General features: G+C 72.8%; 20 protein-coding genes. 8 read left to right on the top strand and 12 right to left on the bottom strand.

The window, feature by feature from the left end; genetic code table 11:
* Positions 1 to 7: 7 nt before the first annotated feature.
* The 3 genes from ADK36_RS40210 to ADK36_RS51110 all read left to right on the top strand — a co-directional run bounded on the left by ADK36_RS40210 (position 8) and on the right by ADK36_RS51110 (position 1,698).
* Positions 8 to 175, top strand: a complete 168-nt coding sequence (locus ADK36_RS40210) for an FMN-binding protein (RefSeq protein WP_234330055.1) — start codon at positions 8 to 10, stop codon at positions 173 to 175.
* Between the two features lie 22 nt (positions 176 to 197).
* Entirely contained in the window at positions 198 to 917 is a 720-nt protein-coding gene (locus tag ADK36_RS40215; protein WP_048586356.1) for an FAD:protein FMN transferase, read from the top strand.
* 73 nt (positions 918 to 990) lie between these two features.
* Positions 991 to 1,698: a DUF2470 domain-containing protein gene (locus ADK36_RS51110; RefSeq protein ID WP_048586332.1), complete on the top strand. Its 708-nt coding sequence runs from the start codon at positions 991 to 993 to the stop codon at positions 1,696 to 1,698.
* Between the two features lie 85 nt (positions 1,699 to 1,783).
* Here ADK36_RS51110 and ADK36_RS40225 read toward each other — a convergent pair whose 3' ends face one another.
* The 10 genes from ADK36_RS40225 to ADK36_RS40270 are packed head-to-tail and all read right to left on the bottom strand — an operon-like array spanning position 1,784 to position 12,902.
* On the bottom strand, positions 1,784 to 3,325 hold the full coding sequence (locus ADK36_RS40225) for an ABC transporter ATP-binding protein (RefSeq protein WP_048586333.1): 1,542 nt from the start codon (positions 3,323 to 3,325) through the stop codon (positions 1,784 to 1,786).
* Positions 3,322 to 4,128: an ABC transporter permease gene (locus tag ADK36_RS40230; RefSeq protein WP_048586334.1), complete on the bottom strand. Its 807-nt coding sequence runs from the start codon at positions 4,126 to 4,128 to the stop codon at positions 3,322 to 3,324. The genes ADK36_RS40225 and ADK36_RS40230 overlap by 4 nt, the downstream gene beginning before the upstream one ends.
* A complete protein-coding gene (locus ADK36_RS40235; RefSeq protein WP_048586357.1) occupies positions 4,125 to 5,108 on the bottom strand; it encodes an ABC transporter permease in 984 nt (327 codons plus the stop codon). Before ADK36_RS40235 ends, ADK36_RS40230 begins: the two co-directional genes overlap by 4 nt.
* 35 nt (positions 5,109 to 5,143) lie before the next feature.
* Entirely contained in the window at positions 5,144 to 6,709 is a 1,566-nt protein-coding gene (locus ADK36_RS40240) for an ABC transporter substrate-binding protein (RefSeq protein ID WP_048586335.1), read from the bottom strand.
* A gap of 25 nt (positions 6,710 to 6,734) precedes the next feature.
* Complete coding sequence (locus tag ADK36_RS40245) at positions 6,735 to 7,517, bottom strand: class I SAM-dependent DNA methyltransferase (RefSeq protein WP_048586336.1); 783 nt, start codon at positions 7,515 to 7,517, stop codon at positions 6,735 to 6,737.
* Positions 7,514 to 8,713, bottom strand: a complete 1,200-nt coding sequence (locus ADK36_RS40250) for an MFS transporter (protein ID WP_048586337.1) — start codon at positions 8,711 to 8,713, stop codon at positions 7,514 to 7,516. The genes ADK36_RS40245 and ADK36_RS40250 overlap by 4 nt, the downstream gene beginning before the upstream one ends.
* Positions 8,697 to 9,734 (bottom strand): dipeptide epimerase, encoded by a 1,038-nt coding sequence (locus ADK36_RS40255; protein WP_048586338.1) that lies wholly within the window; start codon positions 9,732 to 9,734, stop codon positions 8,697 to 8,699. The genes ADK36_RS40250 and ADK36_RS40255 overlap by 17 nt, the downstream gene beginning before the upstream one ends.
* On the bottom strand, positions 9,731 to 10,807 hold the full coding sequence (locus ADK36_RS40260) for a PLP-dependent cysteine synthase family protein (protein ID WP_048586339.1): 1,077 nt from the start codon (positions 10,805 to 10,807) through the stop codon (positions 9,731 to 9,733). The genes ADK36_RS40255 and ADK36_RS40260 overlap by 4 nt, the downstream gene beginning before the upstream one ends.
* On the bottom strand, positions 10,804 to 11,649 hold the full coding sequence (locus ADK36_RS40265) for a hypothetical protein (RefSeq protein WP_048586340.1): 846 nt from the start codon (positions 11,647 to 11,649) through the stop codon (positions 10,804 to 10,806). Before ADK36_RS40265 ends, ADK36_RS40260 begins: the two co-directional genes overlap by 4 nt.
* On the bottom strand, positions 11,646 to 12,902 hold the full coding sequence (locus ADK36_RS40270; RefSeq protein ID WP_199830354.1) for an ATP-grasp domain-containing protein: 1,257 nt from the start codon (positions 12,900 to 12,902) through the stop codon (positions 11,646 to 11,648). Before ADK36_RS40270 ends, ADK36_RS40265 begins: the two co-directional genes overlap by 4 nt.
* Positions 12,903 to 13,045: 143 nt before the next feature.
* On the opposite strand from ADK36_RS40270, the gene ADK36_RS40275 reads away from it, so the two are divergent.
* The 3 genes from ADK36_RS40275 (at position 13,046) to ADK36_RS40285 (ending at position 16,565) form a co-directional block, all read left to right on the top strand.
* Positions 13,046 to 14,566 carry an alpha/beta hydrolase gene (locus ADK36_RS40275; RefSeq protein WP_053201160.1) on the top strand — a complete coding sequence of 507 codons (1,521 nt, stop codon included), beginning with the start codon at positions 13,046 to 13,048 and terminating at the stop codon, positions 14,564 to 14,566.
* A gap of 89 nt (positions 14,567 to 14,655) precedes the next feature.
* The gene (locus tag ADK36_RS40280) at positions 14,656 to 15,696 is read left to right on the top strand and encodes an alpha/beta hydrolase family protein (RefSeq protein ID WP_048586342.1); all 1,041 of its coding nucleotides are present in this window, start codon (positions 14,656 to 14,658) and stop codon (positions 15,694 to 15,696) included.
* Between the two features lie 119 nt (positions 15,697 to 15,815).
* The gene (locus tag ADK36_RS40285; protein ID WP_048586343.1) at positions 15,816 to 16,565 is read left to right on the top strand and encodes a DUF4142 domain-containing protein; all 750 of its coding nucleotides are present in this window, start codon (positions 15,816 to 15,818) and stop codon (positions 16,563 to 16,565) included.
* Between the two features lie 82 nt (positions 16,566 to 16,647).
* On the opposite strand, the gene ADK36_RS40290 is transcribed toward ADK36_RS40285, so the two are convergent.
* The gene (locus ADK36_RS40290; protein ID WP_048586344.1) at positions 16,648 to 17,229 is read right to left on the bottom strand and encodes an Rv1733c family protein; all 582 of its coding nucleotides are present in this window, start codon (positions 17,227 to 17,229) and stop codon (positions 16,648 to 16,650) included.
* 183 nt (positions 17,230 to 17,412) lie between these two features.
* Between ADK36_RS40290 and ADK36_RS40295 the strand changes: the two genes are divergently transcribed.
* Positions 17,413 to 20,511 carry a beta-N-acetylglucosaminidase domain-containing protein gene (locus tag ADK36_RS40295; RefSeq protein ID WP_234330053.1) on the top strand — a complete coding sequence of 1,033 codons (3,099 nt, stop codon included), beginning with the start codon at positions 17,413 to 17,415 and terminating at the stop codon, positions 20,509 to 20,511.
* Here the strand turns inward: ADK36_RS40295 and ADK36_RS40300 are convergent, their stop codons facing one another.
* A complete protein-coding gene (locus ADK36_RS40300) occupies positions 20,512 to 21,276 on the bottom strand; it encodes a sugar isomerase domain-containing protein (protein WP_048586345.1) in 765 nt (254 codons plus the stop codon). It abuts the gene before it with no gap.
* Between the two features lie 207 nt (positions 21,277 to 21,483).
* Between ADK36_RS40300 and ADK36_RS40305 the strand changes: the two genes are divergently transcribed.
* Complete coding sequence (locus ADK36_RS40305) at positions 21,484 to 22,368, top strand: MurR/RpiR family transcriptional regulator (protein WP_030047801.1); 885 nt, start codon at positions 21,484 to 21,486, stop codon at positions 22,366 to 22,368.
* Positions 22,369 to 22,409 lie beyond the last annotated feature (41 nt).

Here is a 22,409-nt window from a genome sequence, read left to right on the forward strand (position 1 = left end):
TGTGAAGATGCTCCAGCAGCCGAACCACCCCCAGACCACGGCCGCCGTCCCGAAGCTGATCGCCGAGACACTGGAAGCACAGAGCACGGACATCGACACGGTCTCCGGCGCCACGATCACCAGCGACGGCTACAAGGAGTCCCTCCAGGCCGCCATCGACGCCAAGGGCGCCTGACGTGCACCGCGTCGAGCATGTGATGGGGTTCCCGGTCTCGCTGCGGGTCGACGACGAGCACATCGGCGAGGAGGCGGCCGACGCCGTCTTCGCGTGGCTGCGTGCGGTCGACGCCCGGTTCAGCCCGTTCAAGGCCGACAGCGAGGTGTGCCGGCTCGACCGGGGCGAGATCGCGCGGAGCGAGGTCAGCGCGGACCTCGCCGAGGTCCTCGACCTGTGCGAGGAGTACCGGGTCGCCACCGGCGGCGCCTTCGACGTACGGCTCCCGGGGCGCGGGCTCGATCCGTGCGCGGTGGTGAAGGGCTGGTCCGTGCAGCGGGCGGCCGAGCTGCTGAAGGCGGCGGGCGCGGGGCGCTTCGTCCTGAACGCCGGTGGTGACGTGGTCGCCGTCGGCGGGCCCTGGCGGGTGGGGATACGCCACCCCGAGCAGGCCGACAAGGTGTGCTCGGTGGCCGAGCTCACCGACGGGGCCCTCGCCACGTCCGCGTGCTACGAGCGCGGCGACCACATCATCGACGGCCGGACGGGGCGTCCGGCGACGGGACTGCTCTCGTTGAGCGTGGCGGCGTCCTCCCTGACCGTGGCGGACACCGTGGCGACGGCCGCGTTCGCGATGGGCGCGGAAGGCGTCGGGTGGGCCGCCTCGCGGCCCGGCTGCGAGGTGTTCGCCGTGGACGCCGAGCGGCGGGTGTTCCGTACGGAGGGCTTCCCGGTGGCTTCCGCGGAGGTGCGGGCGGCGTAACCGAAGCCAGAGACGCCAGAATAAGGTTAGGCTTACCTAAGTCGAACCGCCTCGGACTTCTCGAAGGGTCTCCATGTCTGCTGCCACCTGCCCTGAGCCGACGCCGGCCGAGCGTGCCCGCTCGGTGCTGGCGGCGGCCGGCTCGCTGACCGTCACCACACGGGGCCACCGCGTCGAGCTGATCGGCCTGCACACCGTCGACGCCGCGGCACGACTGCTCCTGCACAACCCGCCGGACAGCCACCTGGCCGCCGAGCTGGCCGTGGCGCCGAAGGGCGATCTCGCCACCCTCGTGGAATTCACCGACGTCGCCGCCGTCGCGGTGCGCGAGCGAGTGCGGTCCCGGCTGACGCTGGGCGGCTGGCTCAGCGCGCTCGGTCCGAAGAACCTGGTGTTCCATCCGGCGCGGGCCGTGCTCACCGAGGACGGCGGGACGACCGTCATCGGCCTCGACGAACTGAGCCTCGCCTCCCCCGACCCGCTGGCCAGGCACGAGGCGGAGATGCTGGCCCGGCTGGACGCGGCCCACGCCCACACCGTGGCACCGCTCGCCCGGCTGCTCCAGGCCCCGGAACAGCTCGGCGCGACCGACGTACGGCCGCTGCGGCTCGACCGGCACGGCCTGGTCCTCCGGCTGGAGACGCCGGGCTCCCACCACGACGTCCGTCTGCCCTTCGCCACCCCGGCCTCCCACCCGGGAGAGGCGGTGCGCCAGATCCACGACCTGCTGGCCGAGGCCACCGCCCGTCCACGCGGCCGCCACCTGCCGACCAGGTCGTAGCGAGGGCGCCCCCGAAACCGCCGGCCTCCGGGCCACTCGCGGAGGCCTTCCCGTCTCCTCCGCGAAGGCGCCCGGAGGTCGGCACTCACCGCCGGGTTCCCGTCTCCAGACGCTCGGTGGTCCGCATGAGAGAGACCGTGAACGGGTGCTGAGGTTCCGTCAGGATCCGTTGCGCCGGACCCTGTTCGACGAGTTCACCCGCGTCCAGTACGGCGATGCGGTCCGCCAGGCGCGCGGTGTCGAGATCGTGGGTGATGAGGACGAGGGACAGGCCGTCGCCCTCCCCGGCCAGACCAGCGAGGACGTCGAGGATGCCCCGCCGGGTGACCGTGTCCAGGCCGGAGGTGACCTCGTCGCAGATCAGCACCCGGGGCCGGGCGAGCAGGGCCCGGGCGAGGGCGGCGCGCTGGAGTTCGCCGCCGGAGAGTTCGCCGGGACGGCGGTGGGCCAGGTCCGCCGCCAGGCCGAGGCGGTGCAGGGTGGCCAACGCCTCGTCCGTGGCCTCCCGTTCGCCGGTGCCGCGCAGCCGTACCGCCGTCCGGGCCACCTGGTGCAGCACGGGCCGGTGCTCGTCGAAGGCGGCGCGGGCGTCCTGGAAGACGTACTGCACGGCGGCGAGTCGGCTCCGGTCGCGGTGGCGCAGGCTGCGCGGGAGCGGTGTTCCGTCGAGCAGGATCTCGCCGTCGTGGTCACGGTGCAGGCCCGCGAGGCAGCGGGCGAGCGTGGTCTTGCCGCTGCCGGAACGGCCGACTACGGCCAGGCATTCACCGCGGTGCAGGGTGAGGTGCGGGGCGCGCAGGACGACGGTCCCGCGGTCGTGCACGGCGGTCAAGTCCCGTACTTCCAAGACGGGTTGCCCGGCGTCGACGCTCGCCCCGTCCCGCGGTGCCGCGCGCTGTTCGTCGAGCAGCCGACGGGTCCACTCGTGCCGGGGCGCCGTCCACAGCCGCTCCACGGGCCCGGACTCGACGACCCGGCCCGCGCGCATGACGAGGACCTCGTCGGCGAGGGCGCGGACCACGTCGAGGTCGTGACTGAGCAGGACGACCGCGATGCCACGTGCCGCCACCTGCTCCAGCTGCTCGACGATACGGCTCTTGGTCAACGCGTCCTGCCCGGTGGTGGGTTCGTCGGCGACGATGACGCGGGCGCCGAGCAGCAGGGCCTGGGCGAGGACGACGCGTTGCTGCTGGCCGCCGGAGAGCTGGTGGGGGTGACGACGCAACAGGGGTTCGCCGTCCGGGAGTTGGGCATCGGCCAGGGCGTGCAGTACCAGTTGGCGGGCTGCCTCACGGCGTTCGGCGCGGGGCAGGTGTCGGACCTGCGGGCGGGCGATGTCGTGCAGCAGCGCGCCGACCCGGCGGGCCGGGTTGAGGACGGCCGCGGGGTGCTGGGGGACGTAACCCACCGGGCCCTCCCCGGTGCGCCGTATCCCGCCCGTGACGCGGGCGCCGGGCGGGTACTCCCCCAGCAGCGCGAGGCCCGTGGTGGTCTTGCCGCTGCCGGAGGCGCCGACGAGGGCGGTCACCTTCCCGGGCAGCACCCTCAGGTCGACTCCGTCGACGATCGCACGGCCGTCGATCTCGACGCGCAGGTCGCGGATCTCAGCAACGGGATCACGGCTCACGGGCGTCGCCCCTTCTTCTCCAGCGCGGCGTCGAAGAGCAGGTTCGTCCCCATCGTCAGCGCGACGATCAGCAGCGCGGGCACCACCACGGCCCAGGGCTGCACCAACAGGCCGGTGCGGTTGCGGTCGACCATGACCGCCCAGTCGGCGGCGTCCGGCGTGACGCCGACGCCGAGGAACGCGGCTGTCGACACCAGGTACAGCACACCGGTCAGCCGGATCCCGGCGTCGGCGGCGAGGGTGCGCAGCGCCGACCGGCCGACATAGCCGACGGCGATCCGCCACCAGGTCTCCCCCTGCATCCGCAGCGCCTCGACGGCCGGCCGCGCCGCGGCCTCTCCCGCCGCCGCCCGCACGATCCGGGCCGCGTCGGGCACGTTCACCAGCGCCACGAGCAACGCGAGCCCGGCGGCACCCGGCGACAGCACGGAGGCCACGAGCAGGATCAGCAGCAGCGACGGTACGGCGAGCAGCACGTCCAGCGGCCGCATCAGCAGTTCCTCCAGCCACCGCAGACGGGTGAGCGCGCTGATGAGCGCGACCGGGACGGCGACGAGATAGGCGAGGGCGGTCGCGGCCAGGGCGGTGACGACGACCGTACGGCCGCCCAGCAGGACCTGCTGCCACACGTCACGGCCCACGAAGTCGGTGCCGAGCCAGTGGTCGCCGCCGAGGGTGAAGGAGGTGGCGCGGGGGCCCGGGTCACCCACGAACAGCGGTCCGAGGAGGGCGAGCACGAGGGGGACGGCGACGACGGCGAGGCCGAGCACGAAACGCCGCTGCCGACCGGGGAGCGTCGTCATGCGACCACCCCCGCGCGCGGAGTGAGCTTGTGGGCGACCAGGTCGGCACCGAGGTTGAGCACGACCGTCAGCACCCCGAACACCACGGCCAGCCCCTGCACCACCGGTACGTCACGTTCGGCCACGGCGTTGAGGAGGACCGTGCCCAGGCCCGGGATCACGAAGAGGGCCTCGACCACGATCACCCCGCACAGCAACCAGTCGACGGTGCGGGCCAGTTGCTGCACGGCCGGGGCGAGGGCGTTGGGCAGGGCGTGCGCGTAGCGGACGCGGGCGCCGGGGACGCCGTAGCGGTGGGCGTGGGCGGCGTAGGGGGAGGCGAGGGCGTCGACCATGCCGGCCCGGACCAGGCGGGACAGGGAGCACACCGGGCGGGACAGCAGGACCAGCACCGGCAGCACCAGCGCCGCCGGATGGCCGAGCAGGTCGGTGCCGTAGCCGACCGCCGTCGGCGGCAGCCAGGCCAGCTTCAGGGCGAGGACCGTCACCAGCAGCACCCCGAGGGCGAACTCGGGCACGGCGTACACGGCCAGCGTCACCGAGCTGACCAGCCGGTCGACGAGCCGCCCCTCGTGGCGGGCGGCGAGCACGCCGAGGCCGAAGCCGAGCGGCACGAGGAGCGCCAGCGTGAGGGCGGCCAGAACCAGGGTGGGGCCGAAGCCGTCGGCGATGTACTGGGTGACGGGGCGGCCGGAGGCCAGGGAGGTGCCGAAGTCGCCGTGCAGCAGGCCCGTCGCCCAGTCGGCCAGCCGTTCGTACGCCGGACGGTCCAGGTCCATCGCCTCACGGATGGCGGCAATGCGGGCGGGGTCCGGCTGGTCGCCGGCGAGGGCCACCGCCGCGTCGCCCGGCAGCGCCTCGGTGAGCGCGAAGACCAGCAGCACGACGGCCACGGTTTGGGCTGCGCCGAGGAGCAGGCGCCTGGCGACGAAGGATGTGCCGCGGAATGCCGGTTGTCGAGTGCGGCGCCATGGTGGCAGGTCGCGCAGTTCCCCGCGCCCCTTTGGGGCGCGCTTCACGCCAGCCACACCTTGTCGAAGCGGGCCCAGTCCAGGGTGTTGGCGGGGGCCTTCGTCTCCACTCCCCTCACCGTGCGGCCCGTTCCGATGATCCAGTCGGCGAAGCCCCAGATGAGGAAGCCGCCCTCGGCGTACAGGCGGCGCTGCATGCGCTCGTAGACGGCGGCGCGTTCGGTCTTGTCGCGGGTGGACTGGGCCTGCTGGTAGAGGGCGTCGAAGTCCTTGTGCTGCCACTTGGTGGCGTTGGTGGTGGAGTCGGTGAGGAGGCGCTGCGAGACGTGGGCCTCGATGGGCATGGCTCCGGAGCGGTAGCAGCACAGGGTGCCGTTGTCGAGGATGTCGCTCCAGTAGGAGTCCTTGCTGCCCATCTTCACGTCGATGGTGACGCCCGCCTTGGCGGCCTGGTCGCGGAAGATGCCGGCGGCCTCGGTGAACCCGGCGGCGACGGCCGAGGTGTCCAGGGTGACCTTGAGCTTCTCGGCACCGGCCTGCTTGAGCAGGGCGCGGGCCTTGTCGAGGTCCTGCTCGCGCTGCGGCAGGTCGGCGGCGTAGTACTCGTAGCCCTTGCCGAACAGGTCGTTGCCGACCTCGCCCGCGCCGGACAGGGCGCCGTCGACGAGTTCCTGGCGGTCGGCGATGAGGAAGAAGGCCTCGCGGACCCGCTTGTCGTCGAAGGGCGCCCGGTCGGTCTTCATGCAGAACGCCTGCATGGCGCTGTTGCGCAGCCGCACGATCTCGATCTGGCCGCCGCTCTCGTGGGCGCGGGCGGTCGTCGGGTTGAGTTCGTGCGCGTACTCGACCTGGCCGCCGAGGAGGGCGTTGACGCGGGCGGACTCCTCGTTGGCGACGACGAACTCGATCTCGTCGAGGAGCGGGGCGCCGTCCCAGTAGTCGTCGTTGCGGCGGAAGACGGCGGAGCGGCCGGGGGCGAAGGAGACGAACCGGAAGGGGCCGGAGCCGATCGGCTTGTCGTCGAACTCGGTGGCGTTCTCGGGCACGATGTACGCGCCGAACGCCGCCAGGACGTTGGGGAATTCGGCGGTGGGCCGCTTCAGCACGAACTCGATGGACCGCTCGCCGGTGGCGCGGCTGGCGTCGAGGTCGACGGGCTCCAGGGACGCCTTGGCGCGGAACGCCTGCTTGGGGTCGGCGATACGGCGGTAGCTGTAGAGGACGTCCTTGGCGGTGACCGGCTTCCCGTCGTGGAAGGTGGCCTGCCGCAGTGTCACCTGCCAGCGGTCGAGTGTCTTGTTGGACTCCCACTTCTCGGCGAGCCGGGGCTGGGCGGAGAGGTCGGCGCCGTAGTCGGCGAGCTTGTCGAAGAGCGCCTTGGCGCGGGCGACGTCCGCGAAGAGGTTGGCCAGGTGCGGGTCGAGGGTCTCGCTCGCTCCGCCCCCGGCGAACGCGGCGCGCAGCCGGCCGCCGCGCTTCGGGGTGCCGGAGGCGCTGTCCGCCTTGTCGTCCGTGCCGCCTGCGCAGCCGACGAGGGCGAGGGCGGCGGCGCCCGAGGTGGCGGCGAGGAAGCCGCGTCGGCGCAGGCCGGGGAAACGTTCGTCGTACATGACTGGTCCTTACTGGTGGATCGCGTCAGTGGGTGGGCCGGCGCGCGACGATGTGCAGCCGGTCCGCGTCGGTGGTGGTGCCGGGCAACTCGCCCTGCTGCCAAGGGGGTTCGGTGCGCGGGCCCGGCCCGTCGTTCAGTTCGAGCACCTCGAAGCCGTGCGCGGCGAGGAAGTGGCGCAGTTCCTGCGGGAACAGCAGCCGCCAGGCGGAGCGCTGTTCGACCGGTGGTGATCCGTCGTCGGCGGTCCATACGCGGGTACGGCGCAGGAGTTGGGCCGTACGGTCGACGGTCAGGGTGGTCGTCGACCGGTAGGCGGTGCCCTGCCAGGTGAAGGCGTTGACCGTCGGGCGGTCGAGGAGGTCCGTACGGCCCAGGAAGTAGGCGCCGTTGCGCATCTCCGCGACCAGCAGCCCGCCCGGCGCGAGGGCCTGGCGGCAGGAGGCGAGGAAGCCGTCGAGCTGGTCGTTGGTGTGGCAGTACAGCAGGGAGCTGTCCAGGCAGACGACGGCGTCGAACACGCCCAGCTCGAACCCGTGCAGGTCGGCGTGGACGTACTCGGGGCCGGGGTGCCGGGCACGGGCGTACGACAGCATGGTCTCGGAGATGTCGGCGCCGGTGACCACTCGGCCGGCGGCGTGCAGGTGCGCGGCGTCACGGCCGGTGCCACAGCCCATGTCCAGGACGCGCGGCCCCGCGCCGTACCGGCGCAGGCAGTCCTCCGTCCAACGTCCGGCGAGCCGGTCGGCGTCGGGGAAGCGGGCCTCGTAGAGGGCGGGGTGGTCGGTGAGGAGGTTGCCGCCCGTCATGCGTAACTCCGCTCGACGGCGTGGGGGAGCGCGCCGCGCCGGTGCAGCCAGGCCACACCGCCCGCCGACGCCAGCCCGATGACGGCGCAGCAGACCCACGGCAGCCCGTCCCCGGTGTCCATGGCCCAGCCGACGACGGCGTTGCCGACAGCGGCGGCGACCCCGGACACGACGTAGAAGATCCCGAAGTACGTGCCGGTCAGCTCGGATCGGCCGAAGCGCGGGATCAGCTCCATCACGAAGGGCGACGCGATCATGATTCCGAGGTAGAGCAGCAGCGTGCCCAGCAGAACGGGCACCGCACCCGTCCCGAAGGCCGGTGGCAGGAAGGCCAGCCCCATCACCGCGAGGCCCACGGCGATCCAACGCGATCTGCTGCCACGGGACTTGAGGCTCCTGGTGATCCTCAGCTGCAACGCCAGGTTGGCGACCGTGCCGACGAGGAAGACGAGGCCCGCCGCGCCGTCCCAGCCGGTGGCCTCGCGGGCGCCGTCGGGCAGCAGCAGATACAGCTGGTTCTCCAGGGTGAACATGCCGACCATGGCGAGCGCGAAGGCGAGGAAGGCCCGGTTGCCGAGCACCTCGCGCCAGTCCCCGAGGACACCGCTGTTGCCGCTGGGCTCGACCTTCCGCGCGGGCAGGACGAGCGCCTGCGCCACGGTGAGCACCGCGAAGATCCCGGCGGCGGTCAGCGCGGAGGTACGGAAGTCGACGAGGAGCAGCGCGCTGCCGAGCAGCGGCCCGATGAGCGCGCCTGTGGTCGCGAAGACGTTGAACAGCGCGAACGCCTCCGCCTTGCGCTCCCCCGACTCCTGTGCGAGGTACGCCCGCACGGCCGGGTTGAACAGCGCCCCCGCGAGTCCGCTGAGCACGGACGCGGCAAGCAGTACCGGCAGCCCGTCGCCCAGTGCGAACAGTCCGAAGCCGACGGTCCGCAGGGCGCACCCGGCGATGATCACGCCCCGCGCCCCGAGCCGGTCCGAGGCGGAGCCGCCGATGATGAACAGGCCCTGCTGGCTGAGGTTGCGGACACCGAGGACGATTCCGACGACGGCCGCCGACATGCCCAGGTTCTCGCCGAGGTGCGTGGCGAGGTACGGGATGAGGAGGTAGAAGCCGGTGTTGACGCCGAGCTGGTTGACGAGCAGGAGCTGGACGGCGAGCGGGAAGCCCCGCATCTCACGCCACGTCTTCATACGCCGTCACCTCCTCGACGCCCAGGCCGGGCCGTGAACTGGTGCTTACGGTGCCGTCCGCGCCGCCGATCCCCGTCCACGGGTCGTGCGCGAGCAGCAGATGCCCGTCCAGGTCGACCCAGCGGGCGCGGTCGGCGAGGTGGACGGCGGGCGCGATGCCGAGGCTGCTGGCGGTGAGGCAGCCGAGCATCAGCTCCGTCCCGCTGCCCTCGATCAACTCCGCGATCCGCAGGGCCGCCCGGACTCCCCCGCACTTGGCGAGCTTGACGTTGACGCCGTGGACACGCCCGGCCAGCCGCCGTACGTCCTCCACACTGACCGCGTCCTCGTCGGCGATGACCGGCAGCGGCGACTTCTCGGCGAGGGCGCCCAGTGCGTCCGGGTCACCGGGCGGCAGCGGCTGTTCGACGGCCTCGACGCCGAGCTCGGCGAACCGGGGCAGCAGGCGTTCGGCCTCCGCGACGCTCCAGGCGCCGTTCGGGTCCAGCAGCAGCCGCACGCGGGGCGCCGCGTCACGGATGACCCGCACGCGCTCGACGTCGTCCTCGGCGTCGGACGAGCCCGCCTTCACCTTGACGACGCCGAACCCGCTCGCGGCGAGGCGCCGGGCCTCGCCGGCCGCGTGGGCGAGCGAGGTGATGCCGATGGTGCGTGCGGTGGCGGCACCCAACGGCGCCGGAGTGCCCAGTAGGCGGTGGACGGGCACACCGTCCCGTTTGCCGACGAGGTCCAGCAGCGCGGACTCTACGGCGGCGGTGACGGCGGGCGGCGCGGCAAGGGAGGGCAGGGCCTCCAGCGCGCTCTCGGGATCGGCGAACCGTTCCAGGCCGACCGCCGAGATCAGCCGGACGAGCGTGTCGGCGTCCAGTCCGTAGTACACGCTGCTGACGGCCTCGCCGTATCCGGTCACTCCGTCGTGCTCGACGCCGAGCCACACGGCGTCGCGGGCGGTCATGGTGGAGCGGGAGATGCGCAGCGGCTCGGCGAGTTCGAGACGTACGGTGCGCAGGCGGGCCTTCATCGGGTCCTTTCGGGAGAGAGGGGATCGGCGACCCGCGCACATCGCACCCACCCGTTCGCCTCGGCGGCGTACGGGTGCGGAATCTCCACGGGCCGGGTGGCGGCGCCGGCGAGGTCGAGGCCGTGGGCGGTGAGGAAGTCGTCGTCGAAGACGGTGCCGAGGTAGCGGTGCGGCCCGTCGGGGAACACGGTGGCGACGACCGCCCCCGGGTGCACGCGGGCCGCCCAGGCGGCGACCCGCGCGACGGCACCGGTGCTCCAGCCGCCGCTGACGAAGCTGCCCCGGGCGAGCCTTCGGCAGCTGTCGACGGCCTCGGCGGGGCCGATCCAGTGGACCTCGTCGAAGGCGTCGTAGGCGACGTTGCGCGGGTGGATGCTGCTTCCGAGGCCGCGCATCAGACGGGGGCGGGCGGGCTGGCCGAAGATCGTGGAACCGGTGGCGTCGACGCCGATGAGCCGGAGCCCCGGCCAGTGCCGGCGCAGCGGGCCGATGATTCCGGCGCTGTGGCCGCCGGTGCCGACGCTGCACACCAGGATGTCCAAGTGGTCGAGCTGGACGCCGAGTTCGGCGGCCAGCGAGGCGTAGCCCGCCGTGTTGTCGGGGTTGTTGTACTGGTCGGGCCAGTAGGCGCCGGGCAGCTCGGCGAGCAGTTCACGCAGTCGGCCGATGCGGGCGGCCTGCCAGCCGCCCTGCGGCGCGGGCCGGTCGACGAGCTCCAGACGGACGCCGTGTGCCCGGAGCAACTGCCGCATGGACGGCTCCAGTTCGCTGTCGCCGACCAGCACGACGGGATGGCCGAGCGCCTGTCCGGCGAAGGCGAGCCCGATGCCGAGGGTGCCGGAGGTGGACTCCACCACCGGAGCGCCGGGCCGCAGCTCACCTCGCTCACGCGCCCCGAGCAGCATCGACACGGCGGCCCGTGCCTTCATGCCGCCCGCCGCGAGCCCTTCGAGCTTGGCCCAGAATCCGGGGTGGGGGTTCGGCAGGTCGGCGGTGACCCGGACGACGGGCGTCCGGCCGAGCAGCGTGAGCAACTCCGGGCGGGCGGTGGGACGTACGGCGATGGTGGTCATCGCTCACCGCCGGGGGCGCTGTACCGGTGGACGACGCCTGGCCCGCCGTCGAGCCAGAAGAAGGGGTACGGCTCCGCGCACACCGCGCTCACGCCGTGACCCAGGAAGCGGGGCAGTACCGCGCTGCCGGTCTGCGCGAACACCACCAGCTGCTTGCCGTGCCGCAACGCGTGCTCGCGCAGGGGCTCGAAGCTGCCGTTGCCCAGGGTCATCCCGGACACCAGCAGCGCATCACAGCTCTCGGCCGCGGTGAGCGCGTCCACGACCACCGGCTCTCCCCACTCCGTCAGGCCGCCCTTGAGGTCGCACGGGACGTAGCCGAGCCCGCGGGAACGCAGCGCCGCCAGCAGGGAGTTGACGACTCCGACCACCAGCACCGTGCTGTCGGCCGGCAGGTCCAGCAGTTCCACCACGGCCCTCGCCCTGGTCGTGGACTTCTCCAGCGACGACCCGGCCGGCAGCGCGACCGGCTGGGCCCCGTGGTCGGGTGTGTGCGGGGTGACGTGCATCAGGTAGGCGTCCAGGGCGGCGACCCGCACCGCCGTCAGCGGGTGCTCCAGCAGCCGGGCCACGTCGGCGCCCACGCAGTCGTCGAGCGCGCCGTCCGGCAGTTCCCCGGGTTCGACCGCGCACGATCCGACGGCCTCGGCGAGGCGCAGGCTGAGGACCTCGTTGCGGTAGCCGGTGCCGCGCCCGTCGTGCCGTACGGCCTGCCGGGTGGTGAAGGCGACGGCGATGCGCTGGGTGCGGGGATCGGGGCCGAGGGCGCCCGCGCGGACCTGGGCGACGAGATCGTCGTACGTCCGGCAGGGCGCCGTCGGCGAGGCGCCGGGGGCGGTCATCGGATCACCATCCCCGCGCGCAGCCCGGCCAGCAGGCCCTCGACGCGGTCGCGGGCGCCGGGCCCGTCGGGGTCGCCGGCCATGACGTGGCCCAGGTACTCGTTGTTGCTGCCCGCCGCCTTCACGGCCTTGCCGGGTTCGGCGAGCGTCACCTCCAACACACCTGGCTCGTCGGCCAGTTGACCGGCGTCCAGCGCTTCGAGCGTGCCCGTGCGGTCGGGGACGAGGAAGCCGACGGCGGCACTGCGCAGCCCGGTGTCCGTGTGCCGGAGGTCGGGCCTGCGGCCGAGGGCGACGTCCACGAAGGCGGCGGCGAGGTCGATGCCGGTGACATGGCGGACGAGCTCGGTGATGCGGTTGCCGGCGGGCCGGGGGTTGACCTCGACCACGCGCGGCCCGCCGGAGGTCAGCTTGATCTCGGTGTGCGCCACGACCCCGTCCGTCAGCCCGAGGGCCTTGAGCGCGCCGAGCGCGGTCTGCTCGGCGGCGTCGAGGTCGGCGAGCGACAGGGCGGCGGGGAACATGTGGCCGGTCTCGATGAAGGCGGGCGCTCCGCCGATGCTCTTGTCGGTGACGCCGACCATGTGCACGGCGCCCGCGTACGACACGGTCTCGACGCTCACCTCGGGGCCGTCCAGAAGCTCTTCGAGGAGGACGGCGGGGGTGCGGCGCTGGCCGCGGGCGTTGACCGGGAAGTCGGCCAACGCCCGGACCAGTTCGGCGAGTTGGGCCTCGTCGTCGACGCGGCGCACATACATGCCCGCGCACAGGTCGACCGGTTTGGCGACGAGCGGGTAGCCGATCTCCTGCGCTGCCCGCGCGAGGTCGGCCCATTCCTCGTGCACGGCGAAGCGCGGTCCGGGCAGGCCGGCGTCGGCGAGGACCCGGCGGGTGGCGTCCTTGCGGCAGGCGTTCTCCACCGCCTCGGGGCCGGGGCCGGGCAGGCCGAGGTGCCCGGCGATGCGAGCCACCGTCGGCAGGTAGTAGTCGCAGGAGGTGATCACCCCGTCGAAGGCCAGCACCGAGTGCAGCCGCGCCACCTCGGGCAGCAGGGCGTCGAGGTCGTTGGTGTCGGTCGTGATCACGTTGCGGGCGCCGAGCAGCGGATGTGCGGTCCCCTCGGGCGCCGAGCGCAGGTAGTGATGCAGGTCACGGGTGAGGAAGGTGAACTCGTGTCCGCCCTCCCGGATCGCCCGTGGCAGCAGCCTGCTCATCGACCCGACCCAGCTCTCTACCACCAGCAGATGAGCCACAACTCCCCTTTTCGTGCCGTGAGTTCAGACGCCAAGGCAGCCCGGGGTGCCCCTCGGTCGGAGGGGTGCCGGACTTGACGCGCACACGTTAGCGATAATCATTTTCATTTGCTACCCCGTTCTTACCCAACCTGGGAGTGACCGTGTCCGCCCCACCCCGTCCCACCGCTCTGCTGTGCGCCCTCGTGGCCGCGGCCGCCCTGATCCCCACCGCCGCCCCCGCCCGGGCGACGGCCGCCCCCGGAGACCTCGCCTTCGGCGCCTGCCCGGAGTCCGTACCGGCGCCGCCCGCGCCGGACCGCGTGGAATGCGCGCGCCTCACCGTGCCCCTCGACTGGCGGCACCCGTCCTCCGGGCCGCGCATCGAGATCGCCGTCTCCCGCGTCCCCGCCTCCGGCACCCCGGCCGAGCGGCGCGGCATCCTGCTGGTCAACCCGGGCGGCCCGGGCGGCTCCGGGCTCCCCTACGCGGTGACCAAGCGCGCCAAACTCCCGGAGCGGGTGCGGCGTTCGTACGACGTCATCGGCTTCGACCCGCGCGGCGTCGGCCGCAGCACGCCGGTCGACTGCGGTGCGATGGGCGGCCTGTTCGCCGCTCCGGGCGCGGACCCGGTGCCGATGGGCCCGCGCGCCGAACGGGCGTACCTCACCGCACAGCGCCGTATGGCCGACGACTGCGCGAAGGGCGCTGGCCCGGCGGTGCCGCCGTACCTGTCCACCGAGCAGACGGCGTACGACATGGACGCGATCCGCGCCGCCCTCGGCGAGCCCCGGACCGGCTTCCTCGGCGTCTCGTACGGCACCTACCTGGGCGCGGCCTACGCGGCGCACTTCCCGCACCGGGTGGGCCGCATGGTGCTGGACAGCGTGGTCGGGCCCTGGGACTGGTACGACTTCGACGTGGTCCAGAGCCGGGCCATGCTGCGCGCCCGCGACACGTTCCTCGCCTGGACCGCCGCGCACGAGGAGCGCTTCGGGCTGGGCGGCGGCACGGATGCCGTACGGCGGTCGTATCTGCGCGTACGCCAGGACCTCGCCGCCCGCCCGGTGGACGGCTTCGGCCCGGCGGAGTTCGACCGCGCCGTCTACCGCGCCCTCGGCCGCACCGAACGCTGGGCGGGACTCGCCGACGGGCTGCGCACCTACCTGACGGACGGGACCGTGGCCGGCCTGCGCCCCGCGGCCGCCTTCGACAGCCCGGAAAACCGCAACTACGAGGCGGCCAACCGGATCGTGAAGTGTGCGGACGGTCCGGGTCCGGCGCCGCGCGAGGTCGTGGCGGACATCCGCCGCATCCGGCGGCTCGACCCGCAGCCGATCCTGACCGGCCTGGAGGCCTCGGCCTGCGCGTACTGGCACCACCGCCCCGCCCGTCGCACCCCGCTCGGCAGCCCGGACGCCCCGCCGGTCCTGCTGGTCGCCTCCGCACACGACCCGGTGACCCCGATCGAGGGCGCCCGCCGACTGCGGGAGGTACTGCCCGGCTCCCGTCTGGTGACCCTCGACCACGACTACTCGCACGGCGTGTTCGCGAGCCGGGGCAACACCTGCGTGGACGGGGCGGTGGCCGCCTACCTCGTCGACGGCACGGTGCCCGCGGCCGATGTGCGCTGCTCCGGTCCGGGACTGCCGGTCCCGACGGCGACGGCCGCTCCGTCCGGCTGATCTTGCCGTTGGGGGTGCCCTCGGCCTGTTCCGGCTCGACCGTCTCGACGGGCAGGCCGTCCAGGCCGAGGCGCGGGATACTTGGCCGCATGCGGTTCCCGCGGTGCGTGGCCCGGGCCGGCGCCGGGCTGGTGCTGGTGGTCGCCGTCGGCTGCACCGGAGGCGGCGACGAGGCGGGGCGTACGGAGCCGCCGGCGTCGAGCCGTGCGGGCGCCGGTACGCCGAGCGCGACGCCCACCGCCACCCCCTCCCCCACACCCGCCGACCCCGTCTCCCTCCCGGCGCTGATCCAGCGCGAGCACCACGGCTCCGGTCTCCGGCTCGGTGCCGTACGCCTGCGCACCGACGCCTACACGCAGTACGCCGTCACCTACCGGTCCAACGGGCTGACCATCTCCGGGATCATGAACGTCCCCCGGGGCGAGGGCCCCTTCCCGGCGCTGGTCCTGGCGCACGGCTATATCGATCCGGACGTGTACACGACCGGTCGGGGCATGCCGCGGGAGCAGGACCTCCTCGCCCGCGAGGGCTATGTCGTCCTCCACACCGACTACCGCAACCACGCGGGCTCCGACGACGACCCCGACAACGACGTCAACCTGCGGCTCGGCTACACCGAGGACGTCATCACCGCCGTACAGGCCCTCCGGTCCGCCGCCCGGCCGAACGTGGACGACGACCGGATCGGGCTGCTGGGACGGTCGATGGGCGGTGGGGTCGTGTACAACGCGCTGGTGGTGGCGCCCGGCCTCGTCGACGCCGCCGTGGTCTTCGCGCCGGTCAGCTCGCGCCCGGAGGAGAACATCGACCGGTTCCAGCGGCCCGAAGGGGACCCGCTCGTCGCGGAGATCGAGGCCGCGCACGGCACCCCCGAGGAGAACCCCGAGTTCTGGCGCCAGGTCTCGCCGGTCACCTATGTCGACCGGGTCACCGAGCCTTTGCTGGTCCACCACGGCACCGCCGACGACACCTGCCCCCTGGCCTGGTCGAGGAGCACCGTCGCCGCGTTCGAGGCGGCCGGGAAGGATGTGGAGCTGCGGACGTACGCGGGCGAGGGGCACACCTTCGGGCCGCGGTGGCCGGACTCCATGGACGCCACGACGGCGTTCTTCGAGCGTCATCTGGGTTGAGCGCCCGTTTGTGACGCACCACGCACAGCCCGCCGTAAGTTTTTCCCCGCGGCGGTGATTGTTTCGCGCGTCCCGTCCGTACCTCCTGGAGTACTGAGCCGTTCATCTCTGGAGGCACGATGCCCATCTCGCGCCGCATGGTAGGAACCGTCTTCGTGGGAGGCGCCCTCGTCCTGACCCTCTCCGCCCTTGCCTACCCCGCCATGCTGGGCGTGGAGACCACCTCCGCCAATCAGGACCGCGTCATCGCCAACACGCAGTACGGTCCGCTGACCGAGGCCGACCGCGACTTCGTCGTCAAGGTCCGCGCCGCCGGCCTGTGGGAGCACCCGCTGGGCATGATGGCCATGCAGCGGGGCACCACCCCGGAGATGAAGGAGGCCGGCGAGCACCTCGTCGTCGGACACGCCCGCCTCGACCTCGCCTGCCGCAAGCTCGCGTCCGAGCTGAACATCACGCTGCCCAACCAGGCCAGTCCGCAGCAGCAGCAGTTCGTGGCGACGGTGGACTCCAAGACGGGCAAGGAGTTCGACGCCACGGGTGTCGCGATCATGCGGGTGACGCACGGGCAGATCTTCCCGACGATCGCGAAGATCCGGGGCACCACGCAGAACACCCTGGTCCGTCAGCTGGCCGACCTGGCGAACGACACCGTGCTCGACCACATGACGGTCCTGGAGAAGACGGGCATGGTGAACTTCGACGCGAACAACTTCCAGCAGACCACCCCGCCGAAGCTCCCCAAGGACCAGATGACCCCGCCCGCACCCCAGCCGGGCTCGCCCGTCCTCACGCTCGCCATCCCCAAGGGCCTGGAGGACCTGAACACCGCGTCCCCGTCGGCGTTGCCGAGCGCGGACGTCAAGTGACAGAGGCGGCGCCCCGGAGTCCCACCAGGGGTTCCTCCGGGGCGCTGCCCCGCAGCGGGCGGCCGTGTCACCCGGTCTCCCGTCAGCCCGTCTTCCACCCCCATGGGGTGTCCAGCCGCTCCCACTCCGCGGCCCACTGCTCCAGCCTCCGCCGCTCCAGCCCCAGCCGGACCACCCAGGCGGACCCCAGCACGAGACCGGCGCTGCCCGCCCCGGCGAGGATGCCGCCGGCGATCGAGTGCAGTGTCATCTCGCTCTCGGAGAGCGGCTCGTTGGCGACGACGCCGTTCCGGTCCGTCCACACCTCGACCTTGCTGCCCGCATGCGTCCTGGGCGGCACCCGGGCATCGTCCGTGTGGGTCGTGCCGCCCGGGTCGGTCCAGCGGACGGTGGCCCACACGAGATGGTCGGTGGTGACGCGCGTGGCCCCCGGATCCTCGGCTTCCTTCACGAGTACGGCCGTCACCTTGCGGCTCTCGGCCCGCTGCTGCTCCGCGGAGGCGACCACCGCGTCCGCCGCCGCCCGGCCCGCGAACACGGCACCGACCAGCGCGAACAGCCACGCGCACAGCACGACCCAGCCCTCGATGACGTCACTTCGCCGCCTCAGCGGGCTGCGCCGCCACCGCCACAGCCGCACCCTCGGGCATCCAGAGACAGCCATGTCGACACCCCCTTGAGCACCGACAGCACTCTTCCAGTGTGCGCCCGCCTGCGGCCGGGCGCGCGTGTTCCGGCCCCTTGGCTTGCGACTCGGTTCGGGCTCGGTTTTCCGCCCCGTTGAATGAAGCATTCAGCATCTCTAGCATCTCCCGATGGATACATTCATCCATCCCGGGAGGGACCCGTGCTTCCAGCCGTTCGTGTCAGACGCCCCCGGCGCCCGCTGACATCGGCCACCGCCGCCCTGCTACTGACCCTCGGCCTCACCGCTCCGGCCACGGCCGCCACCGCGCCCGAGCCCCGCCCCCGCACTCCTCAGGTGTGGCCGACGCCGAAGAGCATGCACCCGGGCTCGGGGCGGCTCACCGTGCCGGACAGGGTCGTCGAGGTGGTCGGCCCGCGCACCGACCCCGCCGCCCGACGCCTCGTCGAATCCGTCCTGCGCGACGCCGGTGCCGAGCACATCGTCACCGTGCCCGCGGGTGAGAAGCCGCCCGCCGCCGGCCTCACGGTCCACGTCGGCGGCCCCGCGGAGAACGCCGCCACCGCGGCGACGCTGAAGGAACTGCGCGCCAAGTCCCCGGCCGGCCTGCCCTCCGGCGGCTACGCCCTGGCCGCCGGACGCTCCCACGGCCGCGCCCTCCTCGCCCTCTCCGGCGTCGACACCACCGGCACCTTCTACGCGGCCCAGACCCTGCGCCAGCTCGTCACCGGCCACCACGTGCCCACGGTGACCGTCCGCGACTGGCCCACCGCCGGCCTGCGCGGAGTCATCGAGGGCTTCTACGGCACCCCCTGGTCGCACGCCGAGCGCCTGGCCCAGCTGGACTTCTACGGCCGTACGAAGCAGAACGTCTATGTCTACTCCCCCAAGGACGACGACTACCTCCGCGCCCGCTGGCGCGACGCCTACCCGCCCGCCGATCTGGCGAAGCTGAAGGAACTGGTCGACCGGGCCCGCGCCAACCACGTCCGCTTCACCTACGCCCTCTCCCCCGGCCTCTCCGTCTGCTACTCCTCCGACGCCGACATCAAGGCGCTCACCGCGAAGTTCGACTCGCTGTACGCCATCGGCGTGCGTTCGTTCGCGATCCCGCTCGACGACATCAGCTACACGAAGTGGAACTGCGCCGCCGACGAAGCGGAGTTCGGGACGGGCGGGGGCGCGGCCGGTGCCGCGCAGGCGCATCTGCTCAACACGGTGTGGCGGCAGTTCACCGCGGAACACAGCGACCTGGAACCCCTGGAAATGGTCCCCACCGAGTACTCCGACCTCGCCGACTCCCCCTACAAGACGGCGCTGCGCGAGAAGCTCGACCCGTTGGTGGTCGTGGAGTGGACCGGTGTCGGCGTGATCGCGCCGACGATCACCGCCGAGCAGGTGAAGCAGGCACGCGAGGTCTACGGCCACCCGATCCTGGTCTGGGACAACTACCCGGTCAACGACTACGTCACCAGCCGTCTCCTGTTCGGCCCCTACACCGGCCGCGAGCCCGGCGTGGCGAGCGCCGCGACGGGGGTGACCGCCAACCCGATGGTCCAGGGAGAGGCCAGCCGGATCGCCCTCTTCACCTCGGCGGCCTATCTGTGGAACCCGGACGCCTACGACCCCCGGGCCGCGTTCCTCGCCTCCGTACGGGACCTCGCCGGGCCCGGCGCCGCCCCCTGGCTGCGGATCTTCGCCGAGAACAACCACTCCTCCCAGCTCGACCCCACCGAGTCCCCGACCCTCACCCGTCTGATCGCCGCCTTCCGCGAGGCCTACGAGCAGGACAGCGGCCTCGACCGGGCCGCCGCCGCGCTCAGGGCCTACTTCGCCGACATGGCCGCCACCCCTGACCAGTTGCGCGCCCGGCTCGACAACCCCGGGTTCCTCGACGAGACCTCCGCCTGGCTCGACAAGCTCGGCCGCTACGGCGGCGCGGGCGAGACCGCCGTACACCTGCTGCTGGCCCACAAGGAAGGGGACGCGGAAGCCGTCACCCGGTACTGGGCCGAGCTGAGGGCCGAGCGCAAGGCACTGGACGCCGTACCCGAGCAGGTCTCCCCGGGCGTGATGGAACAGTTCCTCTACACGACGATGCTGGAGACCGCACCCGACCCCGGCGTCGACGCCTCCTTCTCCCCCGACTCGCTGTCACTGCGGCCCGGGGCCTCCGCCACCGTCACCCTCGACCTGTCCGACGCGCGGGCCGAGAACGTCGGCTGGAAGCTCGACGTGCCCGACGGTGTCACCGCCACACCCGCCGCGGGCACGGTGACCGGCCCGGCCTCGGTCACCGTCACCCTCACCGCCGACAGCGCCGCCGCCGAAGGTGTCCGCTCCGTCGTCGTGTCGGGCACGGGGCTCCTCGACCGGGCGCTCCCCGTCCGGGTCACCGACGGCGCCGGCACACCCCGGGCGCTGACCGCCAACTTCAGTGGGGCGTCGGTGAGTTCCATCGACCTCTCCACCGGGACCACCGAGAACATCGCCGTCGGCGACAACCCGGGCGAAGTCGTCGTGAGCGCCGACGGCCGTACCGCGTACGCCGCCAACCAGGGCTCGAACACGGTCAGCGTGATCGACGTACCGAGTGGCGGGGTCACCGCCACGGTCGCCGTCGGCCGGGTCCCCGCCGGCCTCGCGCTCACCCCGGACGGCGGCACGCTCTGGGTGGCCAACTACACGGACGGCACGGTGCAGCCCGTGGACACCGGCACCCTCAAGGCGGGCGCGCCCGTCCGTGTCGGCGACGGGCCGGAGAACATGGCGGTCACGCCCGACGGCAGGACGCTGTACGTGGCCAACATCCACGACAACACGGTCAGTCCCGTCGACCTGGCCACCGGACGGGCCGGCCAGGCCGTCGCCGTCGGCCCGCGCCCCTTCAACGTCGTCGCCGCGCCCGACGGCAAGACGGTGTACGTGTCCAACTCCGGCGGCTCGACGGTGACTCCGATCGACACCGCGACGCACGACACCGAGCCGACGCTGCTGGTCACCGGCCAGGCGTACGGGCTCGGGCTGTCCCCGGACGGGCGGACGCTGTGGGTCAGTCCCAGTACCGGGGACTACGTCACGCCCGTCGACACCGTGACCGGCGCGCCCGGCACCAAGGTCACCGTCGGGAGGTCCGCCTTCGACGTCGGCCTGGACTGGGACGGCGGCACGGCCTATGTGACCACGGCGGACGGAAACAGCCTGGTCCCGGTCGACACCGCGGCGGGCACCACCGAGGCGCCTCTGAGGACCGGCGCCTATCCGCTGGCCGTCGCGCTGACGCCGGTCCCCGTGGAGTGATCAGCTCGCGGTACGCCGGATCCGTCCGGCGTACCGCTTCTCCAGTTCCAGGTTGCCCTCGAATCCGCCCGGCACATTGGCCGAGACGTACACCGGGGGACGCTCCCCGGCCGCGAGGAGCAGACCCGAGGCCTCCGCGACCGCCATCTGCACCAGCAGCACACCGGTCAGCGTGGACAGCGCGCACACCGCGCCGCCGCCGGGCAGTTCCAGCAGCGCGTCGCCGGGCGGGGCCGCGTTGTCGAGGACGACGTCCGCCAGGTCGGCGAGCTTCTTGCCGCTCGCGTGCCCCGCGGGGACGGCCCGGGTGTGGGCGAGGGAGGTGAGGGCGAGGATCTTGTGGCCCTGCTCCTTGGCGTGCAGGGCCATCTCGACGATGACGTTGTTGACGCCGGAGTTGGAGATGATGACGAAGAGATCCTGGGTGTGCGGGGCGGCCAGGTCGTAGAGACGGGCGGCCACACCGGGCTCGCGCTCCAGGAGCGGATCGTCGAGGACGCTCGGTGCGTCACCGCCGTACAGGACGAGGTCGGCGATGCTCAGCCGGTTGGTGGGCACCAACCCGCCCGCCCGGCCCGCGACTTCGAGGACCATCGCCTGGGAGTGGCCGGTGCCGAAGGCCTGGATCACGCCGTCCGCCCGTACGCAGTCGGCGATGAGTCCGGCGGCGCGGGCCACCTCGTCGCGGGCGGACTCGGTCAGGCGGTCGAGGACGGCCTTGCTCTCGCGCGCGAAGCGCCGGGCGCTCACAGACTCGTCGGACACGGGTCACTCCCCACTGACGGGCCCACCGGGCCTGCTGGATTGAGCCTGATGGATTGAACCACCCTGAACTCCTGCATCGATGAATCAATAAATCACACACCGCGCGGTACGGGCAATGCGCCCTCGCCCTGCCGAACGGGCGTCGCCCCTCGCATCCGGTCCTGGTATTCAAGCTGTGCCGCAAACGGTGGCTGCTACCTTCTTCCCATGCCCCCGACGGACGTCACCACACTGATCCGCACCGAGCTGCCCCGGCTGGCCGGTTCCCTGCGCAAGGTAGGCGAGCTGATCCTGGAGGATCCGGCCGCCGTCACCCACTGCTCGGCCGCCGAGCTGGGCCGCCGCACCGGCACCTCCCAGGCGACGGTGACCCGGTTCTGCCGGGCCATCGGGCTCGACTCCTACCAGCATCTGCTGATCGAGCTGGCCCAGGAGCGCGGCCGCGGCGAGGTCTCCGACTGGGGCAGCGCCGAGATCGGCCCCGACATCTCACCGGACGACAGCCTGGAGCGGGTCGTCCAGGTCGTCGGCAGCGCGGACCTGCGCGCGATCCAGCAGACCATCGAGCGGATCGACCTCGACGCCCTCGAACGCGCGGCCCAGGCGCTGGCCCGGGCCCGCCGGATCGACGTCTACGGCGTCGGCGGCAGCGGCGCGGTGGCCCAGGAGACGGAGACACGGCTGTTCCGCATCGGCTGCCAGGTCCGCGGCTGGACCGAGGTGCACGGGGCGGCCACCTCCGCGGCCCTGCTCACCCCGGCCGACGTGGCCATCGGCATCTCCCACTCCGGGGCCACGCGCGAGACCCTCGAACCGTTCGAGATGGCCAAGGAGCGCGGCGCCACCACCGTCGCGATCACCACCGACCCCCGATCGCCCCTGGCCAAGGCCGCCGACATCCGGCTCATCTCGGCCACCTCGGAGACCAGCTTCCGCACCGGCAGCATCGGCGGCCGGCACTCCGTCCTGATGATCGTCGACTGTCTCTATGTCCGGGTCGGCCAGGTCTCCTACCAGCGCGCCAGCGCCTCGCTGGCGCTGACCGACCACATCACCCCGCGGCACGCGGTGAAGAACCGCCGGGCTCGCTGAGCCTGGCGCGGAGTGTATGGATGAACCACCTGAGAAGCATG

The organism is Streptomyces viridochromogenes, assembly GCF_001270495.1.
Taxonomy (GTDB): Bacteria; Actinomycetota; Actinomycetes; order Streptomycetales; family Streptomycetaceae; genus Streptomyces; species Streptomyces viridochromogenes_A.

Coding starts and splice junctions, on each gene's coding strand:
- ADK36_RS40210 (WP_234330055.1), top strand. CDS start 8: ATGCTCCAGCAGCCGAACCACCCCCAGACCACGGCCGCCGTCCCGAAG.
- ADK36_RS40215 (WP_048586356.1), top strand. CDS start 198: ATGGGGTTCCCGGTCTCGCTGCGGGTCGACGACGAGCACATCGGCGAG.
- ADK36_RS51110 (WP_048586332.1), top strand. CDS start 991: ATGTCTGCTGCCACCTGCCCTGAGCCGACGCCGGCCGAGCGTGCCCGC.
- ADK36_RS40230 (WP_048586334.1), bottom strand. CDS start 4,128: ATGACGACGCTCCCCGGTCGGCAGCGGCGTTTCGTGCTCGGCCTCGCC.
- ADK36_RS40240 (WP_048586335.1), bottom strand. CDS start 6,709: ATGTACGACGAACGTTTCCCCGGCCTGCGCCGACGCGGCTTCCTCGCC.
- ADK36_RS40245 (WP_048586336.1), bottom strand. CDS start 7,517: ATGACGGGCGGCAACCTCCTCACCGACCACCCCGCCCTCTACGAGGCC.
- ADK36_RS40250 (WP_048586337.1), bottom strand. CDS start 8,713: ATGAAGACGTGGCGTGAGATGCGGGGCTTCCCGCTCGCCGTCCAGCTC.
- ADK36_RS40255 (WP_048586338.1), bottom strand. CDS start 9,734: ATGAAGGCCCGCCTGCGCACCGTACGTCTCGAACTCGCCGAGCCGCTG.
- ADK36_RS40260 (WP_048586339.1), bottom strand. CDS start 10,807: ATGACCACCATCGCCGTACGTCCCACCGCCCGCCCGGAGTTGCTCACG.
- ADK36_RS40265 (WP_048586340.1), bottom strand. CDS start 11,649: ATGACCGCCCCCGGCGCCTCGCCGACGGCGCCCTGCCGGACGTACGAC.
- ADK36_RS40280 (WP_048586342.1), top strand. CDS start 14,656: ATGCGGTTCCCGCGGTGCGTGGCCCGGGCCGGCGCCGGGCTGGTGCTG.
- ADK36_RS40285 (WP_048586343.1), top strand. CDS start 15,816: ATGCCCATCTCGCGCCGCATGGTAGGAACCGTCTTCGTGGGAGGCGCC.
- ADK36_RS40290 (WP_048586344.1), bottom strand. CDS start 17,229: ATGGCTGTCTCTGGATGCCCGAGGGTGCGGCTGTGGCGGTGGCGGCGC.
- ADK36_RS40305 (WP_030047801.1), top strand. CDS start 21,484: ATGCCCCCGACGGACGTCACCACACTGATCCGCACCGAGCTGCCCCGG.